20 protein-coding genes, 1 tRNA gene and 1 rRNA gene are annotated in these 20,929 nt (G+C 65.2%); 9 read left to right on the top strand and 13 right to left on the bottom strand.

Annotated features, from left to right (window positions below; genetic code table 11):
• The first annotated feature begins 10 nt into the window (after positions 1-10).
• Positions 11-118 carry a transposase gene (locus ACFWB0_RS23820; protein ID WP_378492870.1) on the top strand — a complete coding sequence of 36 codons (108 nt, stop codon included), beginning with the start codon at positions 11-13 and terminating at the stop codon, positions 116-118.
• Positions 119-205: 87 nt separating this feature from the next.
• Positions 206-793: a DUF1707 domain-containing protein gene (locus ACFWB0_RS23815; RefSeq protein ID WP_378492867.1), complete on the top strand. Its 588-nt coding sequence runs from the start codon at positions 206-208 to the stop codon at positions 791-793.
• A 4-nt stretch (positions 794-797) separates the two neighbouring features.
• Here the strand turns inward: ACFWB0_RS23815 and ACFWB0_RS23810 are convergent, their stop codons facing one another.
• From ACFWB0_RS23810 to ACFWB0_RS23790, 5 genes are all read right to left on the bottom strand, one after another.
• A complete protein-coding gene (locus ACFWB0_RS23810) occupies positions 798-2,699 on the bottom strand; it encodes an ABC transporter ATP-binding protein (RefSeq protein ID WP_378492866.1) in 1,902 nt (633 codons plus the stop codon).
• Positions 2,696-4,423, bottom strand: a complete 1,728-nt coding sequence (locus tag ACFWB0_RS23805; RefSeq protein ID WP_378492865.1) for an ABC transporter ATP-binding protein — start codon at positions 4,421-4,423, stop codon at positions 2,696-2,698. The genes ACFWB0_RS23810 and ACFWB0_RS23805 overlap by 4 nt, the downstream gene beginning before the upstream one ends.
• 42 nt (positions 4,424-4,465) lie before the next feature.
• Entirely contained in the window at positions 4,466-6,802 is a 2,337-nt protein-coding gene (locus tag ACFWB0_RS23800) for an MMPL family transporter (RefSeq protein WP_378492864.1), read from the bottom strand.
• A gap of 66 nt (positions 6,803-6,868) precedes the next feature.
• Complete coding sequence (locus ACFWB0_RS23795; protein ID WP_378492863.1) at positions 6,869-7,459, bottom strand: TetR family transcriptional regulator; 591 nt, start codon at positions 7,457-7,459, stop codon at positions 6,869-6,871.
• A 97-nt stretch (positions 7,460-7,556) separates the two neighbouring features.
• A complete protein-coding gene (locus ACFWB0_RS23790; protein WP_378492862.1) occupies positions 7,557-8,018 on the bottom strand; it encodes an RrF2 family transcriptional regulator in 462 nt (153 codons plus the stop codon).
• Positions 8,019-8,160: 142 nt separating this feature from the next.
• Between ACFWB0_RS23790 and ACFWB0_RS23785 the strand changes: the two genes are divergently transcribed.
• Positions 8,161-9,099, top strand: a complete 939-nt coding sequence (locus ACFWB0_RS23785; protein ID WP_378492861.1) for a sterol desaturase family protein — start codon at positions 8,161-8,163, stop codon at positions 9,097-9,099.
• On the opposite strand, the gene ACFWB0_RS23780 is transcribed toward ACFWB0_RS23785, so the two are convergent.
• Both ACFWB0_RS23780 and ACFWB0_RS23775 read right to left on the bottom strand, forming a co-directional pair.
• Complete coding sequence (locus ACFWB0_RS23780) at positions 9,080-9,766, bottom strand: YceI family protein (RefSeq protein WP_378492860.1); 687 nt, start codon at positions 9,764-9,766, stop codon at positions 9,080-9,082. The genes ACFWB0_RS23785 and ACFWB0_RS23780 overlap by 20 nt on opposite strands.
• A gap of 76 nt (positions 9,767-9,842) precedes the next feature.
• The gene (locus ACFWB0_RS23775; protein ID WP_378492859.1) at positions 9,843-10,463 is read right to left on the bottom strand and encodes a TetR/AcrR family transcriptional regulator; all 621 of its coding nucleotides are present in this window, start codon (positions 10,461-10,463) and stop codon (positions 9,843-9,845) included.
• 175 nt (positions 10,464-10,638) lie between these two features.
• Between ACFWB0_RS23775 and ACFWB0_RS23770 the strand changes: the two genes are divergently transcribed.
• Positions 10,639-11,574: a metal-dependent hydrolase gene (locus ACFWB0_RS23770; RefSeq protein ID WP_378492858.1), complete on the top strand. Its 936-nt coding sequence runs from the start codon at positions 10,639-10,641 to the stop codon at positions 11,572-11,574.
• Positions 11,574-12,731: a hypothetical protein gene (locus ACFWB0_RS23765; protein WP_378492857.1), complete on the top strand. Its 1,158-nt coding sequence runs from the start codon at positions 11,574-11,576 to the stop codon at positions 12,729-12,731. The genes ACFWB0_RS23770 and ACFWB0_RS23765 overlap by 1 nt, the downstream gene beginning before the upstream one ends.
• Positions 12,732-12,742: 11 nt before the next feature.
• On the opposite strand, the gene ACFWB0_RS23760 is transcribed toward ACFWB0_RS23765, so the two are convergent.
• Positions 12,743-14,233: an MFS transporter gene (locus ACFWB0_RS23760; RefSeq protein WP_378492869.1), complete on the bottom strand. Its 1,491-nt coding sequence runs from the start codon at positions 14,231-14,233 to the stop codon at positions 12,743-12,745.
• Between the two features lie 174 nt (positions 14,234-14,407).
• Between ACFWB0_RS23760 and ACFWB0_RS23755 the strand changes: the two genes are divergently transcribed.
• Positions 14,408-14,947 carry a TetR/AcrR family transcriptional regulator gene (locus ACFWB0_RS23755; RefSeq protein WP_378492856.1) on the top strand — a complete coding sequence of 180 codons (540 nt, stop codon included), beginning with the start codon at positions 14,408-14,410 and terminating at the stop codon, positions 14,945-14,947.
• Between the two features lie 198 nt (positions 14,948-15,145).
• On the opposite strand, the gene ACFWB0_RS23750 is transcribed toward ACFWB0_RS23755, so the two are convergent.
• The 3 genes from ACFWB0_RS23750 to ACFWB0_RS23740 all read right to left on the bottom strand — a co-directional run bounded on the left by ACFWB0_RS23750 (position 15,146) and on the right by ACFWB0_RS23740 (position 16,296).
• Positions 15,146-15,236, bottom strand: a tRNA-Ser gene (locus ACFWB0_RS23750).
• A 46-nt stretch (positions 15,237-15,282) separates the two neighbouring features.
• Positions 15,283-15,759 carry a nucleoside deaminase gene (locus tag ACFWB0_RS23745; protein ID WP_378492855.1) on the bottom strand — a complete coding sequence of 159 codons (477 nt, stop codon included), beginning with the start codon at positions 15,757-15,759 and terminating at the stop codon, positions 15,283-15,285.
• The gene (locus tag ACFWB0_RS23740; RefSeq protein ID WP_378492854.1) at positions 15,760-16,296 is read right to left on the bottom strand and encodes a tRNA adenosine deaminase-associated protein; all 537 of its coding nucleotides are present in this window, start codon (positions 16,294-16,296) and stop codon (positions 15,760-15,762) included.
• 48 nt (positions 16,297-16,344) lie between these two features.
• On the opposite strand from ACFWB0_RS23740, the gene ACFWB0_RS23735 reads away from it, so the two are divergent.
• Positions 16,345-17,304 carry a prephenate dehydrogenase gene (locus ACFWB0_RS23735; RefSeq protein ID WP_378492868.1) on the top strand — a complete coding sequence of 320 codons (960 nt, stop codon included), beginning with the start codon at positions 16,345-16,347 and terminating at the stop codon, positions 17,302-17,304.
• Positions 17,295-18,638, top strand: a complete 1,344-nt coding sequence (locus tag ACFWB0_RS23730; protein WP_378492853.1) for an amidase — start codon at positions 17,295-17,297, stop codon at positions 18,636-18,638. The genes ACFWB0_RS23735 and ACFWB0_RS23730 overlap by 10 nt, the downstream gene beginning before the upstream one ends.
• Before the next feature lie 3 nt (positions 18,639-18,641).
• Here ACFWB0_RS23730 and ACFWB0_RS23725 read toward each other — a convergent pair whose 3' ends face one another.
• Positions 18,642-19,253: a putative glycolipid-binding domain-containing protein gene (locus ACFWB0_RS23725; RefSeq protein ID WP_378492852.1), complete on the bottom strand. Its 612-nt coding sequence runs from the start codon at positions 19,251-19,253 to the stop codon at positions 18,642-18,644.
• A 280-nt stretch (positions 19,254-19,533) separates the two neighbouring features.
• Between ACFWB0_RS23725 and ACFWB0_RS23720 the strand changes: the two genes are divergently transcribed.
• The gene (locus tag ACFWB0_RS23720; RefSeq protein ID WP_378492851.1) at positions 19,534-20,718 is read left to right on the top strand and encodes a GIY-YIG nuclease family protein; all 1,185 of its coding nucleotides are present in this window, start codon (positions 19,534-19,536) and stop codon (positions 20,716-20,718) included.
• A 127-nt stretch (positions 20,719-20,845) separates the two neighbouring features.
• Here ACFWB0_RS23720 and rrf read toward each other — a convergent pair.
• Positions 20,846-20,929, bottom strand: a 5S ribosomal RNA gene (gene rrf, locus ACFWB0_RS23715); the annotation flags it as partial.

Here is a 20,929-nt window from a genome sequence, read left to right as displayed (position 1 = left end):
TTCCCGGTACCTGTGGGGCGGGCATTTATGGTCCCGCTCCTACTACTGCGGGACTGCGGGCGGCGCGCCGTTGTCGGTGATTGCCGAGTACGTGAAGTCTCAACGGCGCCCTGAGTGACGGTGATTCACCTCCACCGTGAACGATGGAGCACTCTCACCGAGATCGGTAGAATTCGACTGAACACGACCTGTGGAGGCGAACGCCGTGACGAACGGGCCCGACGAACACGATCTGCGTGTGAGCGACGAGGAACGGCTGCATGCCCTCAACGCCATCAGTGAGCATTTCGCGGCGGGACGGCTCGATGCCGACGAGTTCTACGAACGTTCCGGTGAGATCGCGGCGGCCCGCGCGCTCGACCCGCTCCGCAACGCCTTCCGCGGACTTCCGGGCGGCGCACCCTTGGAAGTGGTCGGCAACCGGATCCGGAAGGTTTCGACCGAGATCGCCGAAACCACGCCCGCCGGTGCTCCGTCACGCAGCGCAGAGACAGAACTGTCGTCGCTGCTCCGGCGAGGAAATCTGGTCGAATCGCTCGACTGGGTGATCGTCGGCATCACCCTCGTGACGTTCCTCGTGCTGAACAACGTGGTCGAGTGGGACCACGCCTGGCTGGTCTGGCCCAGTCTGGTCGTGACTCTGGGGCTGCCGCGGTTGATCTTCAACTACAGCGACTCGGACGAGGAACTCTACGAAGAGCTGAAGGAATCCGAGAACGAGGAGCGCAAGAAAAGACTGAAGCAGGCCGCAGACCGGATCAAGCAGCTCGAGAACAACGACGGCGCCGACTGAGAAATCAGTCGACGAGCGCCTTGAACTGCGCCTCGTACAGGCGCGAGTACGCACCACCGCGTTGGAGCAGTTCCTCGTGAGCACCCTGCTCGACGATCCGGCCGTCCTCCATCACCACGATCCGGTCGGCGTCGCGGATCGTCGACAACCGGTGCGCGATCACGAAACTGGTGCGGTCGTCGCGCAGCCGCGCCGTGGCCTGCTGCACGAGAAGTTCGGTGCGGGTGTCGACCGAGCTCGTGGCCTCGTCGAGGATCAGGATCGACGGCTTCGACACGAATGCGCGGGCGATCGTGATGAGCTGCCGCTCACCGGCACTGAGGCTTCCCGACTCCTCGTCGACGATGGTGTCGTAACCCTCGGGCAGTGCCCGCACGAACCGGTCGACGTAGCTCATCCGGGCGGCCGACATGATCTGGTTCTCGGTCGCGTAGGGATTGCCGTAGGCGATGTTCTCGCGGATCGTGCCGCCGAACAGCCAGGTGTCCTGCAGCACGATGCCGATCCGGGTTCGCAGCTCCTCCCGCAGCATCCCGGTGATGTCGACACCGTCGACGAGGATCCGGCCCGAATCCACCTCGTAGAAACGCAGGATCAGATTCACGAGAGTGGTCTTGCCTGCACCGGTGGGTCCGACAATCGCGATCATCTGCCCGGGTTCGGCCCGCAACGTCAGATTCTCGATCAGCGGGCGTTCCGGGGTGTACGAGAACGACACGTTCTCGAACTCGACGAGTCCGTGCCTGCTCCACGGCATCGTGGGAGCCGCAGGTTCCGGCTCCTGTTCCTCCTCGTCGAGGACCGCGAACACTCGCGTGGCGGATGCCGCGGCGGACTGCAGCAGATTGAGCATGGCACCGATCTGGGCGAGCGGCTGCGACAACTGCCGCGAATACTGGATCATCGCCTGGATCTCACCGAGGGTGGAGGTGCCCGACGCCACGCGCAGACCACCGAGCACCGCCACCACGACGTACCCGATGTTGCTGAGGAACGTCACGAGCGGCAACACCAGGCCCGAGACGAACTGCGCCCGGTACGCGGCGTGGAACAACGAATCGTTGGTTTCGGTGAATCGCCGCTCGATCTCCTCGGTACGGCCGTACGCGGTGATGAGTTCGTGTCCGGTGAACGATTCCTCGATCTGCCCGTTGAGGGTGCCCGTCGCATCCCATTGCGCCGCGAAATGCTTCCGCGAACGCTTCGCCACGAGGATCGTCACCACGGCCGCGGCCGGGACGAGCAGCAACGCGATCACAGCAAGCAACGGCGAAATCCAGAACATCATCACGATGAGCCCGAGAAGCGTGAACACCGCCAGCACCAGCTGGCTGATGGACTCCTGCATGCCCGTCGACACATTGTCGATGTCGTTGGTGACCCGGCTGAGCAGATCACCGCGCGAATGCGTGTCGAAGTAGCGCAACGGCAGGCGATGAACCTTCCGTTCGACGCTCGCGCGCATATCCCGCACTGTGCGCTGCACGATCTCGTTCAGCCCATACGCCGCAACCCAGATCAGCGCGGACGACAACAGGTACAGCGCGAGAACGATGACGAGGGTCCGTCCCAGGCTCGTGAAGTCGATGCCCACGCCTGGGATCACGTTCATGCCTGCGACCATGTCGGCGAACTGACCGCGATCCTCCGCACGTAGCTGCGCGATCGCGGCGTCCTTCGACAGTCCTGCAGGGAGCTGCATCCCGACCACACCGTTGAAGATGATGTCGGTGCCGCGACCGAGCACGAGCGGTGCGATCGACGAGCTCACCACCCCGAGCAGCGCCGCGATCATCACCGAGTACACGACGTACCGATGAGGGTGCAGCAGACCGAGAATGCGCACGATGACGCGCAGACGCGACTGCGGTGCAGCCTGCGGTGCAGCCGCGGCGGGCGTCGTCATACTGCGGCCATTCTCTGCGATTCGACGATCTCGGTATACGTCTTGGAGCGGCCGAGGAGCCCGAGGTGGGTGCCGGAAGCGACCATGGCACCTCCGTCGAGGACGACGATACGATCCGCGTCCTGCACGGTCGAGACGCGCTGGGCAACGATGAAGACGCAGGCGTTGCGGGTTTCCGGTTCCAGCGCCGCGCGCAGTCGCGCGTCGGTCGCGGGGTCGAGCGCCGAGAACGCGTCGTCGAACAGGTAGATCGAAGGTTTGCGGACCAGCGCGCGAGCGATCGCGAGTCGCTGCCGCTGCCCGCCCGAGACGGTGGTGCCGCCCTGCGACAGCACCGATTCGAGCCTGTCCGGCATGGAGTACACGAAGTCGGCGGCCTGGGCCACCTCGAGTGCGTGCCACAGTTCGTCGTCGCTTGCGTCGGCGCGTCCGTAGCGGAGATTGTCGGCGATCGTGCCCGAGAACAGGTACGCCTTCTGCGGGACGACGGAGATCCGCGACCGCAGTACCTCCGGATCGAGGCGCCTGACGTCGAGACCCGACACCAGCACCTGCCCGTCGGTGACGTCGATGAGTCGCGGGATCAAACGCATGAGGGTGCTCTTGCCCGATCCGGTGCCGCCGATGATCGCGGTGGTGGTGCCGGGCTCGGCACGGAAGCTGATCTCGCGCAGAACCGGTGCGTCGGCGCCCGGATAAGAGAATCCGGCGTGGCGGAATTCGACGTCGATGTGAGTGGGAAGTTCACGCACCGGCTGTGCCGGCGCTGCCACGGTCGGGACGGTGTCGAGGACCTCGAGGATTCGACCGGCACACACGCTCGCACGCGGCATCATCATCGCGATGAACGACGACATGAGGACCGCCATGAGGATCTGTGCGACATAGGTGATCATCGCGGTGATCGAACCGACCTGCATGGCGCCGGAGTCGATCCGGGATCCGCCGACCCACACCACGGCGACGGTGCTGATGTTCGCGATGAGCATCACCGCCGGATACAGCACCGAGTTGACGCGGCCGACACGCAACGCCGTGGCGGTCAGATCGTCGTTTGCACGGTCGAAACGGGCCTTCTCCGTGTCGTCGCGGACGAAGGCCCGCACGACCCGGATCCCGCTGACCTGTTCGCGCAGCACCCGATTGACTCCGTCGAGGCGTATCTGCATGACTCGGAAGCCCGGCAGCATCAGTGCGATGAGCACGACCATCGTCAGAATCAGTGCCGGTACCGCGACCGCAAGGACCAGTGAGGTGCCGACGTCTTCGCGCAACGCCATGATGACGCCGCCGGCAGCCATCATCGGCGACGTCACCACGATGGTGCAGGTCATCAGAACCAGCATCTGCACCTGCTGCACGTCGTTCGTGTTCCGGGTGATCAGCGAGGGTGCCCCGAAGGTACCGAACTCGCGAGCGGAGAACCCGCTGACCCGCTGCACGAGCGCCAGCCGGACATCGCGTCCGAACGACATGGCGGCTCGCGCCGCGAAGTACACGGCACCGATGGAGCAGCCGACCTCCACCGCGCTGATCCCCAGCATGAGGAGCCCGGTTCGCATGATGTAGTCGATATCGCCGACCGCCACGCCCTGATCGATCAGGTCGGCGTTCAGGCTCGGCAACAGCAGCATGCCCGTGGTGGCCGCGAGCTGCAGCAGGACCACAGCTATGAGCGAACCCTTGTAGCGCACGAGAAAGCGCCGTAACAGCCGAACCAACATGGGCAATACGCTACCTGCGTCTCCGGACGAACCTCGCGAGCCTCACACCCGGGTGGATTCCGGGGTCGCTGCGATGGCTTCCAGCTCACGAGTGAGCTTCTCGCCTTCGACGTCGACGTTGGGCAGGAGCTTGTCGAGCCACTTCGGCAACCACCACGCCTTGTCGCCGAGCAGCGCCATCACCGACGGGATGATCACCATACGGACGATGAACGCGTCGAAGAAGACGGCGGCGGCGAGCGCGAAGCCGATGGACTTGATCAGCGAGTCCGGTTCGGCGATGAACGCGGCGAACACCGAGATCATGATGATCGCGGCGGCGCTCACCACGCGGGCGCCGTGTGCGAAGCCGCTGCGCACCGCGTCCAACGCGGACGCACCGTGTACATAGTCCTCGCGCATGCGGGTCACCAGGAACACCTGGTAGTCCATGGCCAGGCCGAACACCACGCCGATGAGGATGATCGGCATGAAGCTCACGATGGGCTGCGGGTTCGAGATGAGACCGCCGAAGCCGTTCTGGAAGACCGCCACGGTGGCACCGAAGGTGGCCAGGACGCTCAGCAGGAAGCCGAGTGTCGCGGTGAGCGGCACCAGGATCGAGCGGAACACGAGCATGAGCAGGATGAATGCGAGACCCACGACCACCGCGAGGTACGGGACGAGCGCGCTCTGCAGGCTCGCCGACACATCGCCTTCCAGCGCGGTCTGACCGGTCACGCCGTACGAGAGGCCGTACTCGTCGCTCAGTGCTGCCTCGTCGGCGCGGATCTCCGAGACGAGGTCCATCGTCGCGGGGTCGGTCGGGCCACTGCGCGGGGTGATGAGGATCTGCGCGGTGTCGCCGGCCTCGTTCACTGCCACGACCTGGGCGTTGACGACCTCTTCGTGTCCGTACAGCGAGCCGAGGACGGCGGCGAAAGCGGCGTCGGCGGGTACTTCCGCGTCGCGAGCGTCGGCGACGACGACCAGCGGGCCGTTGCGTCCCGGTCCGAATCCTTCGTCGATCAGGTCGTAGGCCTGGCGTGCAGTGCTGGCGGGATCGCCCGTCGCCTCGGTGGGCAGGGCCAGACGCAGACCGGTCGCGGGGAGCGCCAGAACGCCGAGGAGAACGACACCTGCGACGAGCGGGATCAGCGGACGACGGGTGATGGCGCCGATGAACTTCTGTGCGGCACCCGGCTCGCCACCCTCGGGGTCGCGTGTGTTCAGTCCGGGAATGCGACCGGCGAATGCCTTCTCACCGAAGAGACCGAGCACCGCAGGCAGCAGCGAGATCGCGATGAGCACTGCCATGAGCACAGTGAAGGCGGCGGCGTATCCCATCACGGACAGGAACGGAATGCCCACGACGCTCAGCGCCATGAGCGCGATGATGACCGTCAGGCCCGCGAACACGACCGCGGAGCCCGCGGTGCCCACCGCACGACCGGCGGCTTCGGCGCGGTCGGAAGTCGCGAGCAACTCGTGTCGGAAGCGGGAGACGATGAACAACGAGTAGTCGATCGCGACAGCAAGGCCGATCATGATGGCGAGCGTCGGGGTCATCGAGCTCAGGTCGAAGAAACCCGTGGCGATGGTGATACCCAGGCTTCCGATGCCGACACCGACGAGAGCGGTGATCAGCGGCAGGCCTGCTGCGACGAGGGAGCCGAAGGTGAGGGTGAGGACGATCGCGGCGATACCGATGCCGATGAGTTCGGCGGTGCCGCCGGGCATCGCCATATCGGCTGCGGCGGTGCCGCTGACCTGCACGGTCAAACCGGCGTCGCGGCCGATGTCTGCGGCAGCGGCAATCTGGTCGCGCATGGTCTGATCCACGTCGGTCATCTCGCCCTCGAAGGGCACGGTGACGAACCCGACGGTGTGGTCGGCGCTGAGCGGCGACAGGGCCTGCGCATCTGCGAGCGCGGCCTCATCGGGTGTGCCCTGCTGCGCGGCCAGTCCCAGCATCTGCTGGGTGAGCCCCGCGTCCGCCGTGACCGGGTCCACCAGCGCTCCGGCCTGCTGCTCGGGCGAGGCGGTGGCCGGGTCGACCTTGGCCGGTGCAGAGACTGTGTCGATCCCGCGGATCGCGGCGAGAGTCTCGTCGATGGCAGCCATGTTCTCGGGGCTGTCGAGGGTCTGTCCGTCGGGCGCCGCGAAGACGTACCGTGCGCTGAGCGCGTTCATCGGGTCTTCGGCCGTCGGGAATCGTTCGGCCATCAGGTCCTGCGCATTCTGCGCGGGGGTGCCGGGAAGGGTGAACGAGTCGGTCGTCGGGCCGGACAGTGTTGCTGCGCCGACTCCGAAGAGGACGAGCAATGCGATCCAGAATGACAGGACTGCGCCCTTGCGTCGGTAGGCGAACTTGCCTATCCGGTAGAGGTAGGTCGCCACGGCAGGCACCCTTTCTGTGGTCGAACGTGATCGTGAACGTGGTCGAACGTGGTCGTGGGGCGGGGGTTACGCGAATCCCCGTCGCAGCAGCGCGAAGGCCTCACGAATGAGGTGTTCAGGAGTGGACGCAGAATTCGACATGGACATCTCGACTGCCGATTTGATGGCCCCCAAGCCGACGTAATACACCAGATTGGGGTAGATATCCGTGGCCGGATCGGTGCCGGTTCGTTCGGCGATGACATCGACGAGCAGCTGCGCCGAGCGCTTCGCCACGTCGATGTGCCGGGATTCGTTCGCGGACCCCTCCTCGACGAACGCGACGCACGTGCTGACGTCGTCGAACGACCACCGCTGGTCGGTCACCAGCCCGACGGCGCATTCCTCGAGCGAACCCATGATCGGCTCGCCCGCAGGGCGGTGCCGCAGAAGGTCGATCCACGTTTCGATCAGACCCTCGAAGTGCACGAGGACCGCTTCTTCCTTGCTCGCGAAGTAATTGTGGAAGGTGCGGGTCGAGACGCCCGCCCGGGCGGCGATTGCATCGGCAGTGACCTCGTGGAGGCCGTGCTCGCGCGCGAGTTCCGCAGCCGCGTCCGCGAGGGCCGCGCGGGTGGCCGCCTTCTTGCGGTCACGTAATCCGAGTTGAGAGCTCACTCCGACAACGGTACAGATTTTGCAGAGGTGTGTAACTTTGCAGACGTCTGCAATATTTATGGAATCGGACACACTCCGCCGATTCCAGTAACCCAGCTCACATACCGCGACGCTCCCACGCACCCGGATCCGCCGTCAGGTCGCGAACGAACTCCGAGAGGTCGTCGGCAACGATGTCCGCGAGCGTCACATCCTCGAGAACCGCGCGCAGATTCACCCGCACCGCGATCCACACGTCGCGCAGCCGCTCGGCCGCACCTGTGTACTCCACACTCTCCGGCCTTTCCCCGCGTACCGACGCGAGGGGCCCCTCCACCGTGCGGATGATGTCGGCGATGGAGATCTCGTCTGCGGGCCGCGCCAGCCAGTAACCGCCTTCGGGCCCACGACGGCTCCGCACGAGACCGCCTCGGCGCAGATCGGCGAGGACCGCTTCGAGGAACTTGTGCGGAATCGACTGCACGGTCGCCAGCTTCTCCGCCTTCGCCGGACCATCACCACATGCGGCAAGTTCCAGGAGCGTCCGCACCGCGTAATCGACCCTTGCACTGATATGCACTTCGGTGCCTCCTCCGACGTTTCCGGCCGACCAATTCCTACCAAACAGGGGAGAAATCGGCACCGTCGCTCACCGATAGTGACCGGCGCCATAGGGCACGTACACTGGGCGATCGTTCACGTACCAGTTCGGAGGTCCCGCGATGTGGGAGACACTGCGAGAATCGTGGGGTTCGCTGCTCGAACCGTTGCACGATCCCGTCGCCCTCGCGATTCCGGCGTTTGCACTGTTCCTGATCCTCGAGTGGGTCGCGGCCCGCACACTCGAACGCGTCGAGCCGGGGCCCGACGGCCGCGTGCACCCACCACGCGGCGGGTACGAGATGCGCGATGCACGCACGAGCTTGTCGATGGGGCTGATCTCGATCGTGACGAGCGCCGGCTGGAAGGTACTGGCACTCGTCGGGTATTCCGCGTTGTGGGTGTACCTCGCGCCGTGGCATCTGCCCGCCGACGCCTGGTACACGTGGGTGATCCTGCTGCTGGGGATCGACTTCCTCTGGTACTGGTATCACCGGATGGCGCATCGGATCCGTCTCGTCTGGGCGACACATCAGGCGCACCATTCGAGTGAGTACTTCAACTACGCGACCGCGTTGCGTCAGAAGTGGAACAACAGCGGCGAGATCATCATGTGGCTGCCGTTGCCCCTCCTCGGTATCCCGCCGTGGATGGTGTTCGTGGGATTCTCCGTGAGTCTCGTCTACCAATTCTTCGTTCACACCGAACGTGTGGGCGCACTGCCGGCACCGATCGAATTCGTCTTCAACACTCCGTCGCATCATCGGGTGCACCACGGGTCCGATGCCGAATACCTCGACCGCAACTACGCGGGCATCCTCATCATCTGGGATCGGATGTTCGGCACGTTCAAGGCCGAAGAGCAGCGTCCCGTCTACGGACTGACCACGCCCGTCGGCACCTTCGACATCTGGGATCTGCAGACCCACGAGTACAAGGCAATTGCGCGCGACTGGCGGTCGGCGGCGTCCTGGCGCGACAAACTCGGTTACGCGTTCGGCCCGCCCGGTTGGGCCCCGGTGAAGTCCGAGACGGAACCGGTCAGCTCATCTCGAGGGTGATCAGGAAGTCCACGCTTCCGGCCTCGTCGACGGCGACGAACCCGAGGTTCGGCGGCTGGATCCCCCAGTCCGACCACGTCGTGGGGATGCTGCCCGACGCCACGATGCTCTCGCCGCTACGCAGGACGTCGACGTCCACCGTCACCGGTCGTTCCTCGCCACGCAACGCGAGGGTGCCGGTCGCGGGCACCGTCGCGAGCGCGCCGTCGGTGGGCAACGACGACAGATCCACGGGTTCGGTCAACGTGAATGTCGCGGTCGGATGGTTCGCGGTGTCCATGACCATGCCCCGAAACTGACCGTCACGCTGGGAGCTGTCGGTGGCAATGCCGTCCACCTGCACGGTGAATTCGGCGGCGGTCAGCGATTCGTCGGCGATCGTCGCAGTGCCCGACACCTGGTCGGTACTGCCCACCACCGTGACATCGGCACCGCGCAGGATCTCGTGCACGGTGTAGCCCGCCGCCGTCCGGTTGGGGTCGGCACCCTGGACGACGGCCCACTCACCGTCGAGCTCACCGGTTGCCGCCTCGGCACCGGACGTCGACACAGAGGCAGCGGGTGCGTCGTCCTCGGCTATGAACGTTCCGTAAACCCATGGGGCAACGAAGAAACCCACCAACGCGATAGCCACGACCACGACGAGTGCCCCCACTGCTTTTCGCATGGGTCGAGAGTAGTTGACGTTTCAAGCCGAAAGAGGTCTGCCGGCTGAAATTCCTCTGAGAATCACTCGGCGCCCTCTACCGACGTGCGGCCTGCCCCACCTGAGCAGCAACCGCCGTACCCACCCAGCGACGCAGGTAACTGCGCATCTCGTCGTCGCTGCGCAGCGGGTTTCCGGGTGAGACGAAGAACGACAGCATCGTCCGCAGAAGGTATTCGACGAGCTCCTGCAGTGAGGTGTCGTCGTATCCGTAGCTCTCCCACTCGACGTCGAACCGCCTGATCATCGTCATGCCGAAGGCCTGCGCCTCGTCGGACGTCATGTTCTCGGGGTGGACGTTCGCGTACGAACTCGACAGCAGAAGACCGAGGTGCGGTGTACGCCGCACTTCCGCGAGGGTGAACACGACGGCCTCGACGGTCGCTTCGGCGGGGTCCGTCATGCCGGAGACGTGGTCGGCCAGTCGGTCGAGGAATCCCGCGACCGACGCGATGGCCGCGGCCTTCATCAATGCATCGGCACTGGGGAAATACCGGTAGACCGTCTGCCGGATCACGCCCAGTGATTCCGCGACCTCGGCGATGCTGATCGCCGTGCCCGTCCGTGCGATGAGATCGACCGCGGTGTCGACGATGCGTCGAGATGCTTCGTCGTCACTGTCCGGCGGACTCCCACCCCACCCTCGCCTGCGTGCCACACCGCCTCCTGAAATAAGGGGACGACATTATCACGCAACCCAATCCCGGAGTCGGTATGTCAGGACATGCACACGAAAGTGATCATACAAATTGAGACTCGGTCGTATGATGAGTTCGAACGCAGGCACCACCTGCCCTGACCGCATCGGCCAGCCCGAAAACGAGGTACGAGACATGACAAACCTGCACGTCCGCAAGATGCGTTTCGCGTTCGAGGACTACGACGTGCCGTTCCTGTGGAACCCCGAGAACCCCGCGTTCTCGAGCATGGCCAATGCCGTCTCGTTCCTCGCCGTCGGATTCGAGAAGATGATCGTCCAGATGATCACCGAAGCGAAGCCGCAATTCGCCGACGACACGGTCGCCGAGGAAGCCGACGCGTTCATGCGCCAGGAAGGGCAGCACTCCACCGCGCATCGCCAGCACGTCCGTGCCCTGATCAAGCGGTACCCGGGCCTGCAGGAGACTCTCGACGAGGTGATCGGTGCCTACGACAAGCTGACCGCCGAGACGTCGCTGAAGTACCGACTCGCCTACACCGCCGATCTCGAAGCGACCTTCACTCCGGTCTTCAAACTCATGCTCGACAACGACGCCTCACTGTTCCGCCCCGGCGACGACCGGGTCGCTTCCCTGTTCATCTGGCATTTCGTCGAGGAGGTCGAGCATCGCAGCTCCGCCCTGATCATCTTCGACGCCGTCATCGGCAGCGATCTCTATCGCATGCGCGTGGCGCCGTCGGTGTTCAAGCATGTACTCGACGTCATCCGGATCGCATGCGCGGGCTTCAACAAGCACATCCCCATCGAGGACCGCGAGATCGATGCCCTGTCGATGTTCGCGTCGTACCGCCGGAAGCAGAAGTTGCTCGACCTGATTCCGGGACTGCAGGCCGCGAATGCCGGGCCGATGCCACGCGCATTCGACGACCTCGGCCTCGGAGAACAGCTCGTCGCACTGCGCGGTGTCATCCGTAGCCAGATGCCCAAGCACAATCCCGAGCACGAGGACCTGCCCGAGCTGGCAGGCGTGTGGTTCGAGCGTTTCGATGCCGGATACGACGTCACCAAGTGGTACACCGCGGAAACCACTGCACCGGGGGTCAATTGATGTCGGATCTGTGCTCGCCCACCTTCGAGGACCTCGCCACGAGGCTCGGCTTCTCCTGCGACGAGGCCGGTGGGCTCCTCGAGTTCCGCAACCCGCTGGCGTTGGAGAACTGGACGCTTCCCGTCCTCGAACTGACCATCGTCGTCGGGGCCGTCCTCGCCCTGGTCTACGCCATCCTGCGGCTGCGCAGGCACGGTGATCCCACCAACCTGGTGCTGTGGCTCGGCGCGTGCGCGTACCTGTTCATCATCGAACCGCCCCTGTATTTCCCGGCCGCGTTCGGAATCGAACAGCACGTCGACACGATGTTCGCGCACAACGTGTTCACCGTCGAATTCATGTGGGGCAGATTGCCTCTCTACATCGTTGCCATCTATCCACTGCTCGCGACGCTGTCGTTCGAGATCGTGCGGATGCTCGGAGTCTTCCGCAAGTACGGCGTGGTCCTGGGCGCCGTGTGCGTCGGATTCGTCCATCACGCCTTCTACGAGATCTTCGACCACCTCGGACCGCAATTGCGCTGGTGGGAATGGTCACTCGAAAATCCGATCAACCAACCGTTCTTCGACTCCGTCCCGCTGCCGAGCGTCGTGGTCTTCGCCGCCTTGTGGCCGATGTCGCTGGCACTGTGCACACAGTTCTTCGTCGGCCGTCACATCGACCGGGGTGAGAACTTCTCCGGACTCCAATTGGCCTGGCGCACAATCGTGATCGGAGTCCTTGCCTCGGTGGGTACGTTCGTCCTTCCGATGCCCGCCACGGTTCTGGGAATGGGCAGCACAACGGTGCGCGGAATCATGTACGCACTCGAACTCGCAGTGCTGTGCGTGGTTGCGGTATGGGTGCTCGCTCGTCAGTGGTCGCGGTTGCGCCGCGGCGACTCCGACGCTCCCGCCTACACGAACGTGTTCGTCCAGCGGTTCTCGCTGGTGTACCTCGGTGTGCTGGCCGTCCTCTGGATCACCGCGCTGCCCGACTACTTCGCGGCGGTCGACGGCGTCACCGACAACGGCGACCCCACCGGAAGCCTCTGGTACGTCGCGGCGTGCTTCGTCGTGGCAATCCTGAGTGTGATCGCGACGTTCACCATTCCGCGAGCCGGGGCCACATCCGAGACCGCGCCGCCCACGGTTGCGCAGACGACGTCGCCGCAGTAGCCCGCGTCTCGTCAGACGCCGGACTTCTCCAGAGCTGCCTCGACCGGTTCGGTCGAGGCAGTTCGGCGCGTGAGCATCCGTGCGGCCAACACCGCGGACACCACCATGAGCACCATCCCGATACCCGACGTGATGGACACACCGCTGTCGAATGCGGCGCCTGCAGTCGAGAGCAAGGCGTTCGCCTGCTCTGCAGGCAGGGTCGCCGCGACAGCGTGGGCACCGCCCAGAGTTTCCCGAGCCGCAGCCGCCTCGGCGGGGTCGAGCCCGGCCGGAAGCTGAAGATGCGCACCGTACGACGCGGTGAGAATCGAGCCGAGCACCGCGGTACCGAGCACCGCACCCATCTCGTACGCGGTCTCCGACACCGCCGACGCCGCGCCTGCCTTCTCCGTCGGCACACTCGAGACGATCAGATCGTTCGACAACGTCTCGGCTGCCCCGATTCCAGCACCGAGCACCGCGAACGCCACGATGATCGGCGTCACCGCGGTCGGCGATGCGAGCATCAGCACGAGCGCATAACCGAGAGCAGACAACAACAGCGCCGACACGATGATCGTCGACGGCCGTATCCACCGCACCAGCGTGACCACTGCGAGCCCCGACACCACCATGACGCCCAGCCCGGGAACCAGGTTCAGCCCCGCCTGCATGGGACTCTGCCCGATCACCAGCTGGAGATGCTGAGAGACGAAGAAGAGAAAGCCGACGAGCGAGAACACCGAGAGCAGGTTCACCGCGACCGCTCCGCTGAACGTGGGCACACGGAACAGGCGCACGTCGAGCATCGGATCCGGGCGGCGCAGCTGACGGCGCACGAAAGACACGAGCGCGGTGACCCCGACGACAACAGGAATCACCGTGGCGGCGACCGAACCGCCGTTGGCAAGATTCTTGATCGCGAACACCAGCGGTGCCAGCGCCAGCATCGACAGCGCAATGCTCACCACGTCGATGCGGCCGGGCGCGGGATCCTTGGATTCCGGAATGAAGATCGGGCCGAGGAAGAGCAGCGGGATCAGGACAGGCACGGCAAGTAGGAACACCGAACCCCACCACGCGTGCTCGAGCAGGAAGCCACCGACGATGGGCCCGAGCGCAGCACCCGCAGCGAAGCACGACGCCCACAGTGCGATCGCGAGTCGGCGCTGCGCCGCGTCGAGGAAGATGTTCCGCAACAGCGACAGGGTGGACGGCATCAGCATGGCCCCGAAGAAGCCCAGCGCCGCACGCGAGGCGATCAGTGCTTCCGCCGACGGTGCGTAGGCAGCAATCACAGAGACCGCCGCGAATCCGGTCGCGCCGATCAGCAGCAGTCGTCGTCGCCCGACCCGGTCGCCGAAGCTGCCCATCGAGACGAGCAGGCCCGCGAGGATCAACGGGTAGATGTCGATGATCCACAGCTGCTGCGCGCCACTCGGCTGCAGTGACGCGGAGATTTCGGGAAGTGCGAAGGCGAGCACTGTGTTGTCGATCGAGACCAGCAGCACCGGCAGCATGAGGACCGCGAGGGCCACCCACTCGCGTGGGCCGGCTTTCGGACCGGCAGCGTTCGCATCCGGATTCGAGACAGGTGTGATCGACACGGTTATCGGACTTTCGGGAAGGGTGAGATCGAACCTTCGTTACTGTACCAGCCGGACGGTAAAGTAACGACGTCGTATCATCGGCCCGTGCCACCCCCTCCCGCTGCCCGTGCCAAACTCCTCGACGCGTTCGTGACGATCCTGCTCGAACAAGGCGAACGCGCCGCAACCCTCGATGCCGTCGCCGCCGCCGCCGGCGTGTCGAAGGGCGGCCTGCTCTACCACTTCCCCTCGAAGGACGCCCTCGTCGAAGGCCTCGCCGACCACGTCGAAGAACTCGCCGCGGCAGATGCCGACCTCATGCGGGAGGCCCCCGAGGGGGCGGCCGCGTACTACATCCGCACCTCCGTCTACGCGGGCACCCCGATCGATCGCGCCATCATCGCCACGACCCGCCTGAGCCAGAACGCGATCCCCCGCGCCCGCCTGGCACTCCAGAGAATTCATCGAGGCTGGATGGACGTTCTCGTCGACGAGATCACCGACCCCGCCGTCGCACGCGCCGTCATGTTGATGGGCGACGGCCTCTATTACAACGCCGCTATGTCCGGCGAGACGAGCGATACACCACGCGAGGACGTCGACGAACTGCTCGACGTGGTGCGGCGCCTGATCAACGAGCACTGACGCGCCCTACGGGGAGCAGCACCTCGTCGATGGCGCGGTGTCTTTTCGATTCCCGACGGTTGCATAGAAACACTCCGAGACGACAGCCGCGCATTGTCGACAGTGCGCGCCTGACACTTTCGGGCGCGAATGTCCAGCACCGCGCATTCGTGCACAAACGAGTGACGCCCCCGAACCGGAGTTCGGGGGCGTCACTCTTGGCGGTGGCGGTGGGATTTGAACCCACGGACGGGGGTTACCCGTCACACGCTTTCGAGGCGTGCTCCTTAGGCCGCTCGGACACGCCACCGCTAGAAGACTTTACCGGATCTGGTCGCTGGGTCGAAATCGCCTGGTCAGGAACCGATAGACGGCGTGCGGTGGTCGCGGAAGAACTCTTCGAGCATCGCCGCGCACTCCCCTTCGAGCACACCGCCGCGGACCTGCGGACGATGAGTGAGCCGACGGTCTCGCACGACATCCCACAGCGACCCCACAGCACCGGTCTTGGGCTCCCACGCACCGAACACCACCCGCGACACGCGAGCGAGCACCAGCGCACCCGCGCACATCGTGCAGGGTTCCAGCGTCACGGCGAGGGTCGCACCCTCGAGGCGCCAGCCGTCCCCGTACACCTGTGCGGCGGCCCGCAGCGCGAGCACCTCGGCATGAGCGGTCGGATCGCCGACGGCCTCACGCGAGTTGGCGGCACGAGACAGCTCGGTGCCGTCGGGCGCGAACACCGCCGCGCCCACCGGGACATCCCCGGCAGGCGCGGCAGCCGCTGCTTCCAACGCGACCCGGATCAGCTCTTCGTCGTCGCGCAGACCCATCTAGTTCATCTTGTCGAGCGTCGAACTCAGCACGTCGTCGAATCCGAGTCGCTGCGCGATCTCGTCGATCTGCTCGTCGGGGTACAGATCAGTCTCAGACAGGATCACCGCGAGCACCGGTTCGGGCAGGCCCATGTCGGCGAGGATCGCGAGGTCGCCTTCCTCCCAGGGCTCCACGTCGTCGAGCTCATCCGGATCGATGTCCGGGATCTCGACGTTCAACGCGTCGAGCACATCGGCTGCGATGTCGTAATCCACGGCCATCGTCGCATCCGACAACAGCAGTTGAGTGCCTGCCGGGGCAGGGCGAACGATGATGAAGAACTCGTCGTCCACATTGAGCAGACCGAACACTGCTCCGGAACTCCGGAGCTCCCGCAATTCCGTCACCGCAGCGTCGAGGCTCGACAATGCCGGCGCTGACAGTGCACGACACTTCCAACGTCCGTCCTCACGCGTCACGGCAACGGCAAAACCTTCGAAGTCCTCTGTCGAACTCACCGCAGGGCTCTTGTCCCCGACACGCTGTGCAGCCATGCGCGCAACGGTAGTCGGCCCGGTCCCACGAATGAAGCCCACCGGTGAATATGCCAATCTGAAGCGGTGTCCACACCTGCCGCCGCTCCCCCCGTCTGTGTCCTCGGCCTCGGTCTGATCGGCGGGTCCGTACTCCGGGCCGCGACAACGACCGGCCGTCGAGCCTGGGGATACAACCGATCCGCGCACGCGGTGGACGCTGCCGTCGCCGACGGGTTCGACGCCTCCACCGACCTCGCAGCCACGCTCGCGCGCGCGGAAGAAACCCAGGCACTCGTGGTGATCGCCGTGCCGGTGCCCGCAGTCGACTCGATCCTGGCTGCGATCGCCGAGCATGCGCCGAACGTGGCGCTCACCGACGTAGTGAGTGTGAAGGCACAGATCGCCGACGCGGTCGCAGCGCGCGGACTGTCGCGCCGATTCGTCGGCGGCCATCCGATGGCCGGGACCGCAGAGTCTGGGTGGGAGGCCGGATCTGCAGATCTCTTCCGCGACGCCGTGTGGGTCGTCACCGTCGACGACGGCACCGATCCCGACGTGTGGCAGCAGGTGGCAGGGCTCGCCCTCGACTGCGGCGCAGTCGTCGTCCCCGCGGAGTCCCGCGAACACGATGCGGCGGTCGCGCGGATCTCCCACCTGCCCCACATACTCGCCGAAGCACTCGCGCTCTCCGGGGCCGGCGGCGGCGACCTAGCGCTCGGGCTCGCCGCGGGATCGTTCCGCGACGGCACTCGCGTGGCCGCGACCTCACCCGGCCTCGTCGACGCGATGTGCGAAGGCAACGCGACGGCACTGCTCGTGGCACTCGACGAGACCCTCGACGTCCTGCGTGCAGCACGCGAGCAACTCGCGGACGGCAGCACCGGCGAGCTCACCCGCAGCGGCCATGAGGCCCGCACCCGCTACGAACAGCGCCGGCGCCGGAAGATCGCCGGGATCGTGCCCGGCGACGACAATTGGATCGAACGACTCAGGGACGCCGGGCGGAAAGGAGGTGTGTGGGCGTGACGAATCTTCGTGACACCGCGGCCGCTCTCACCACGAGGAAACTCACCGCGACCGAACACGTCCGCCAGGTCCTCGCCGATCTCGATGCGCTCGACGGCACCCCCTGGTCCAACATCGTGGCCGCCCGCGATGACGCGGCGGCTCTCGAGAGCGCAGCGCGCGCCGACGCCGACATCGCCGCCGGCAACTGGATCGGTCCCCTGCACGGCGTCGCGATCGCGGTCAAGGACAACATCGACGTCGCAGGACTACCGACCCGCTGTGGCAGCAACGTGTTCGCCGACGCACCCGCCGCCGACCGGGACGCCCGTATCGTCGAAAAACTGCGTGAAGCCGGCGCGATCATCGTCGCCAAGACCCACCTGCACGAATTCGCCTACGGACCGACAGGTCTCGTCAACGCCTCGGGCCCTGCTGCTCATCCGCACAATCCGGCGCTCATCAGCGGCGGCTCGTCATCCGGTTCGGCGGTGCTCGTCGCGAAGGGCATCGTGCCGGTCGCGGTGGGCACCGACACCGGCTGCAGCGTCCGCACACCCGCCGCATTGTGCGGCATCGCCGGATTCAAGCCGGGCAGCGGCGCGCTCCCTCTCGACGGGGTCTTTCCCCTGTCCACGACCTTCGACCACGTCGGTCTGCTCACCACCGACAGCCTCGACGCAGCCCTCGCATGGGGTGCGGTTCCCGGAGTCGCGCATCTACGTTCCCCGGTGTCGGGGTTGAGGGTCGGCCGACTCCGCGGCGGAATCTGGGACCTCACCGACCCGGAGTTCGACGCTGCGGCAGACATCGCCTGCCGCACCCTCACCGACCTAGGCGCCGAGGTCGTCGACGTCGTACTGCCCGAAACCGACGATCTGCTCGGTGTGTATCCGATCATCACCGGATCCGAGGCGTACGAAACGCACCGCGACAGATTCGAGGCCGATCCTGGGCGCTACGAGCCGCCCACTGCGTCGCTCCTGGAAGCACAGAGAGATCGGCCTGCACACGAGTACCTCCGGGCGCTACGAACGGCTCAGAAGCTCCGACACGACGTCCTCCAGCGGTTACGGCGCACCGAGAATCTCGATGCGCTGGTCACTGCCACTACGAGCATCCGCTTCGCGAGCCTGGACAGCGATCCGGCAGAGTTGCGCGCACCACTGCTGCAACGCTGTATTCCGTTCAGCGTGCTCGGCGTACCCGCGATCTCGGTGCCCGCGCCCGGTGCCACAGGAGTCGGGTTGCAGATCGTCGGCCTCACTGCCGGTACCGGCGGCCACGGAAGCCACCCCGCCGAATCCGCTGCACTTGCAGTTGCGCTGGCGGTGGAAGGTGTCAGCGAAAGCTGAAAGCTAGATGCGTTCGGCCAGCCCGCGGTAGGTGATGACAAACCCGTCTTCGTCGACGGTCACAGAGGACGACGACACCGGCGACATGACGTGGATCCCGTCGGCGGCGCTGCTGTAGATCACAGTGGCCTCCTGCACCCTCAGGTCCAGCAGGTTGACGTACACGACCGGAACCTCGAGTTCGTCGGCACCTTCCTGCAACCGGTAACGCCTGATCGGCAACGCATTGAAGAAGGGGCTGAGGATCACATCGACGTCGAGCGCCCCACCGAAGGATGCCCGCTGGTGGTTCGTACCGCTGTCGACCATCCAGATGCCCTCACCGGAACGGCTGATCGACATGTGCCGTTCGCCGGCCGCCATCGTGGTACGCACCGACAATCGACGTGTGACTCCGTCCTCGTCGGTGACGAGATCGTAAGAGGCGCTGAACGCCGGATGTTCGGAACATTCGGCCCCGACGATACGACCGGTCGCCTTGACGCGCTGACCGCTCAACTGCACGCGCACCGATTCCATCCGGGGCGCGTCCAGCGACCTCCAGGTCAGGAGCGCGGGCCAGTGGGACGCTGGGTTTGCCGCAGGACGAACGGCATCAGAGTCTGGGCTGCTCACGGTCTACACCGTATGCGACAAGTCGCCGACGAGAGGCATCGGTGCCGGTATTGGAGGCTGCTCGGTACGGAGATGTCTCACGTCGCAGCTCCGCTCCTCGTGAGCGGACATATCTGCAACATCTCTACCTGCACCGATATCTCCCTACCTCGGATCGATCCACTCACCGACCACCCTCGTTGCCCGTCCGGGTACCCACCGTCGAACGAAGATCGAAAACTGGGCGACGCCACCGCCTCGGAATCGGCTCCTCTGCCTTATATTGGCCTAGAGTCGCTTCATGCGCACCGTGTGGACAGTTCCTCTGAACATCGCTCAGACATTGCTGGAATCTCCAGAGATCCAGATGTTCCTGACCAGCAATGAGCTGCCGGACACCGCGGACGATCCTCGCCAGAGACTCTCCGAGTTCACGCTCGCGCTGGGCGCACTGGCACGCAACAGTGGACGCACGTTCGGCTCTGTCGACGCCGCGAACCGCGAATTGTTCGGTGGCTCGGCGGGCGCAGTCCCCGTATCACTGCGTCTGACAGTTCTGCGCGCAATCGTCGCCAAGGTCGACGATCGAACACCGACACCCGGACCACTCCAGAAGAACGTGATCGATCAGCTCGGTGCGTATGTCTACGCGATCGTGGACACCCGCGACCGGAGCATCCTCTACGTCGGAACCGGCCGAGCCAATCGCATCTTCACGCTCACCTGGACTGCACTGGGTGAAACCCACAAAATCGAGGACTCGAAAGAGAAGGCACCCCTCGCGACTCAGGAGACCAAGGCAGCAATTCGTCGCATCAAGGCGGTGTACGACTCCGGATACTCCGTCGAGCACTTCATCATCGCCGACGCGCTGCGCCCCGCGGCCGATCCCGAGCACACAGCGAGCGATGTCGCACAGGCTGTCATCAGTTCGCTCGGTCTGCTCGAACCGCATCGAGGCGAACCTGTCCTGACGAATCTGGCAGGCACCAACGAGGAATCCGAAGCAGACCGCACCGCAATTCCGATCTCGGAGATCGTTCGTCAGTATTCTGCGCAGGCAGCTCCTGAGCCGCCCACACCCTGCGTGGTTCTGCGCATCAACGAGGCGAAGAAAGCTTCGACGGAGGCTGTCCGTGAACTCGCGTCACGGCCCTGGCCCGCCGGAACCGCAGCCCGAGGAATCGACGGACTGCCGATCATCGTCGTCGCCGACAACATCGTGCGCGGCGTCTATCGCGCGACCGGGTGGGAAGCCGGCGCCCGCACCGAGGAGAACGGCGGTACGATTCTCTACCGATTCCGCGGAGAAGCCGATCCCGAACTCGAAAAGGCCTTCGTCAATACACGTCTGACGCCGGATCGTTTGGGACTCAAGCGTTGGCCGACAAGCGGGTGGGCACCCCGACTGACTCGTGCACTTCCGCGGCCGGGGGGGCATCCGGTTTCGAAGCCGGCAGCGCGACCGAAATCGTCCCGCTTCTGATCAGAACAGATAAAGAAAGTGGGGCAGGTCCGGATTGATTCCCGGACTCGCCCCACTTCTGTTCAACCCCTACAACACAAAACACGGAAGGGGCCCACACAATGTGTGAGCCCCTCCCGGAACGGGTGTTCGGCGGTGTCCTACTCTCCCACACCCTGTCGAGTGCAGTACCATCGGCGCAGACAGGCTTAGCTTCCGGGTTCGGAATGGG

The organism is Rhodococcus sp. NPDC060086, from assembly GCF_042730275.1.
Classification (GTDB): Bacteria; Actinomycetota; Actinomycetes; order Mycobacteriales; family Mycobacteriaceae; genus Rhodococcus.
The sequence above is the reverse complement of the archived record's forward strand: the minus strand, read 5'-3'. Positions and strand labels throughout refer to the sequence as shown.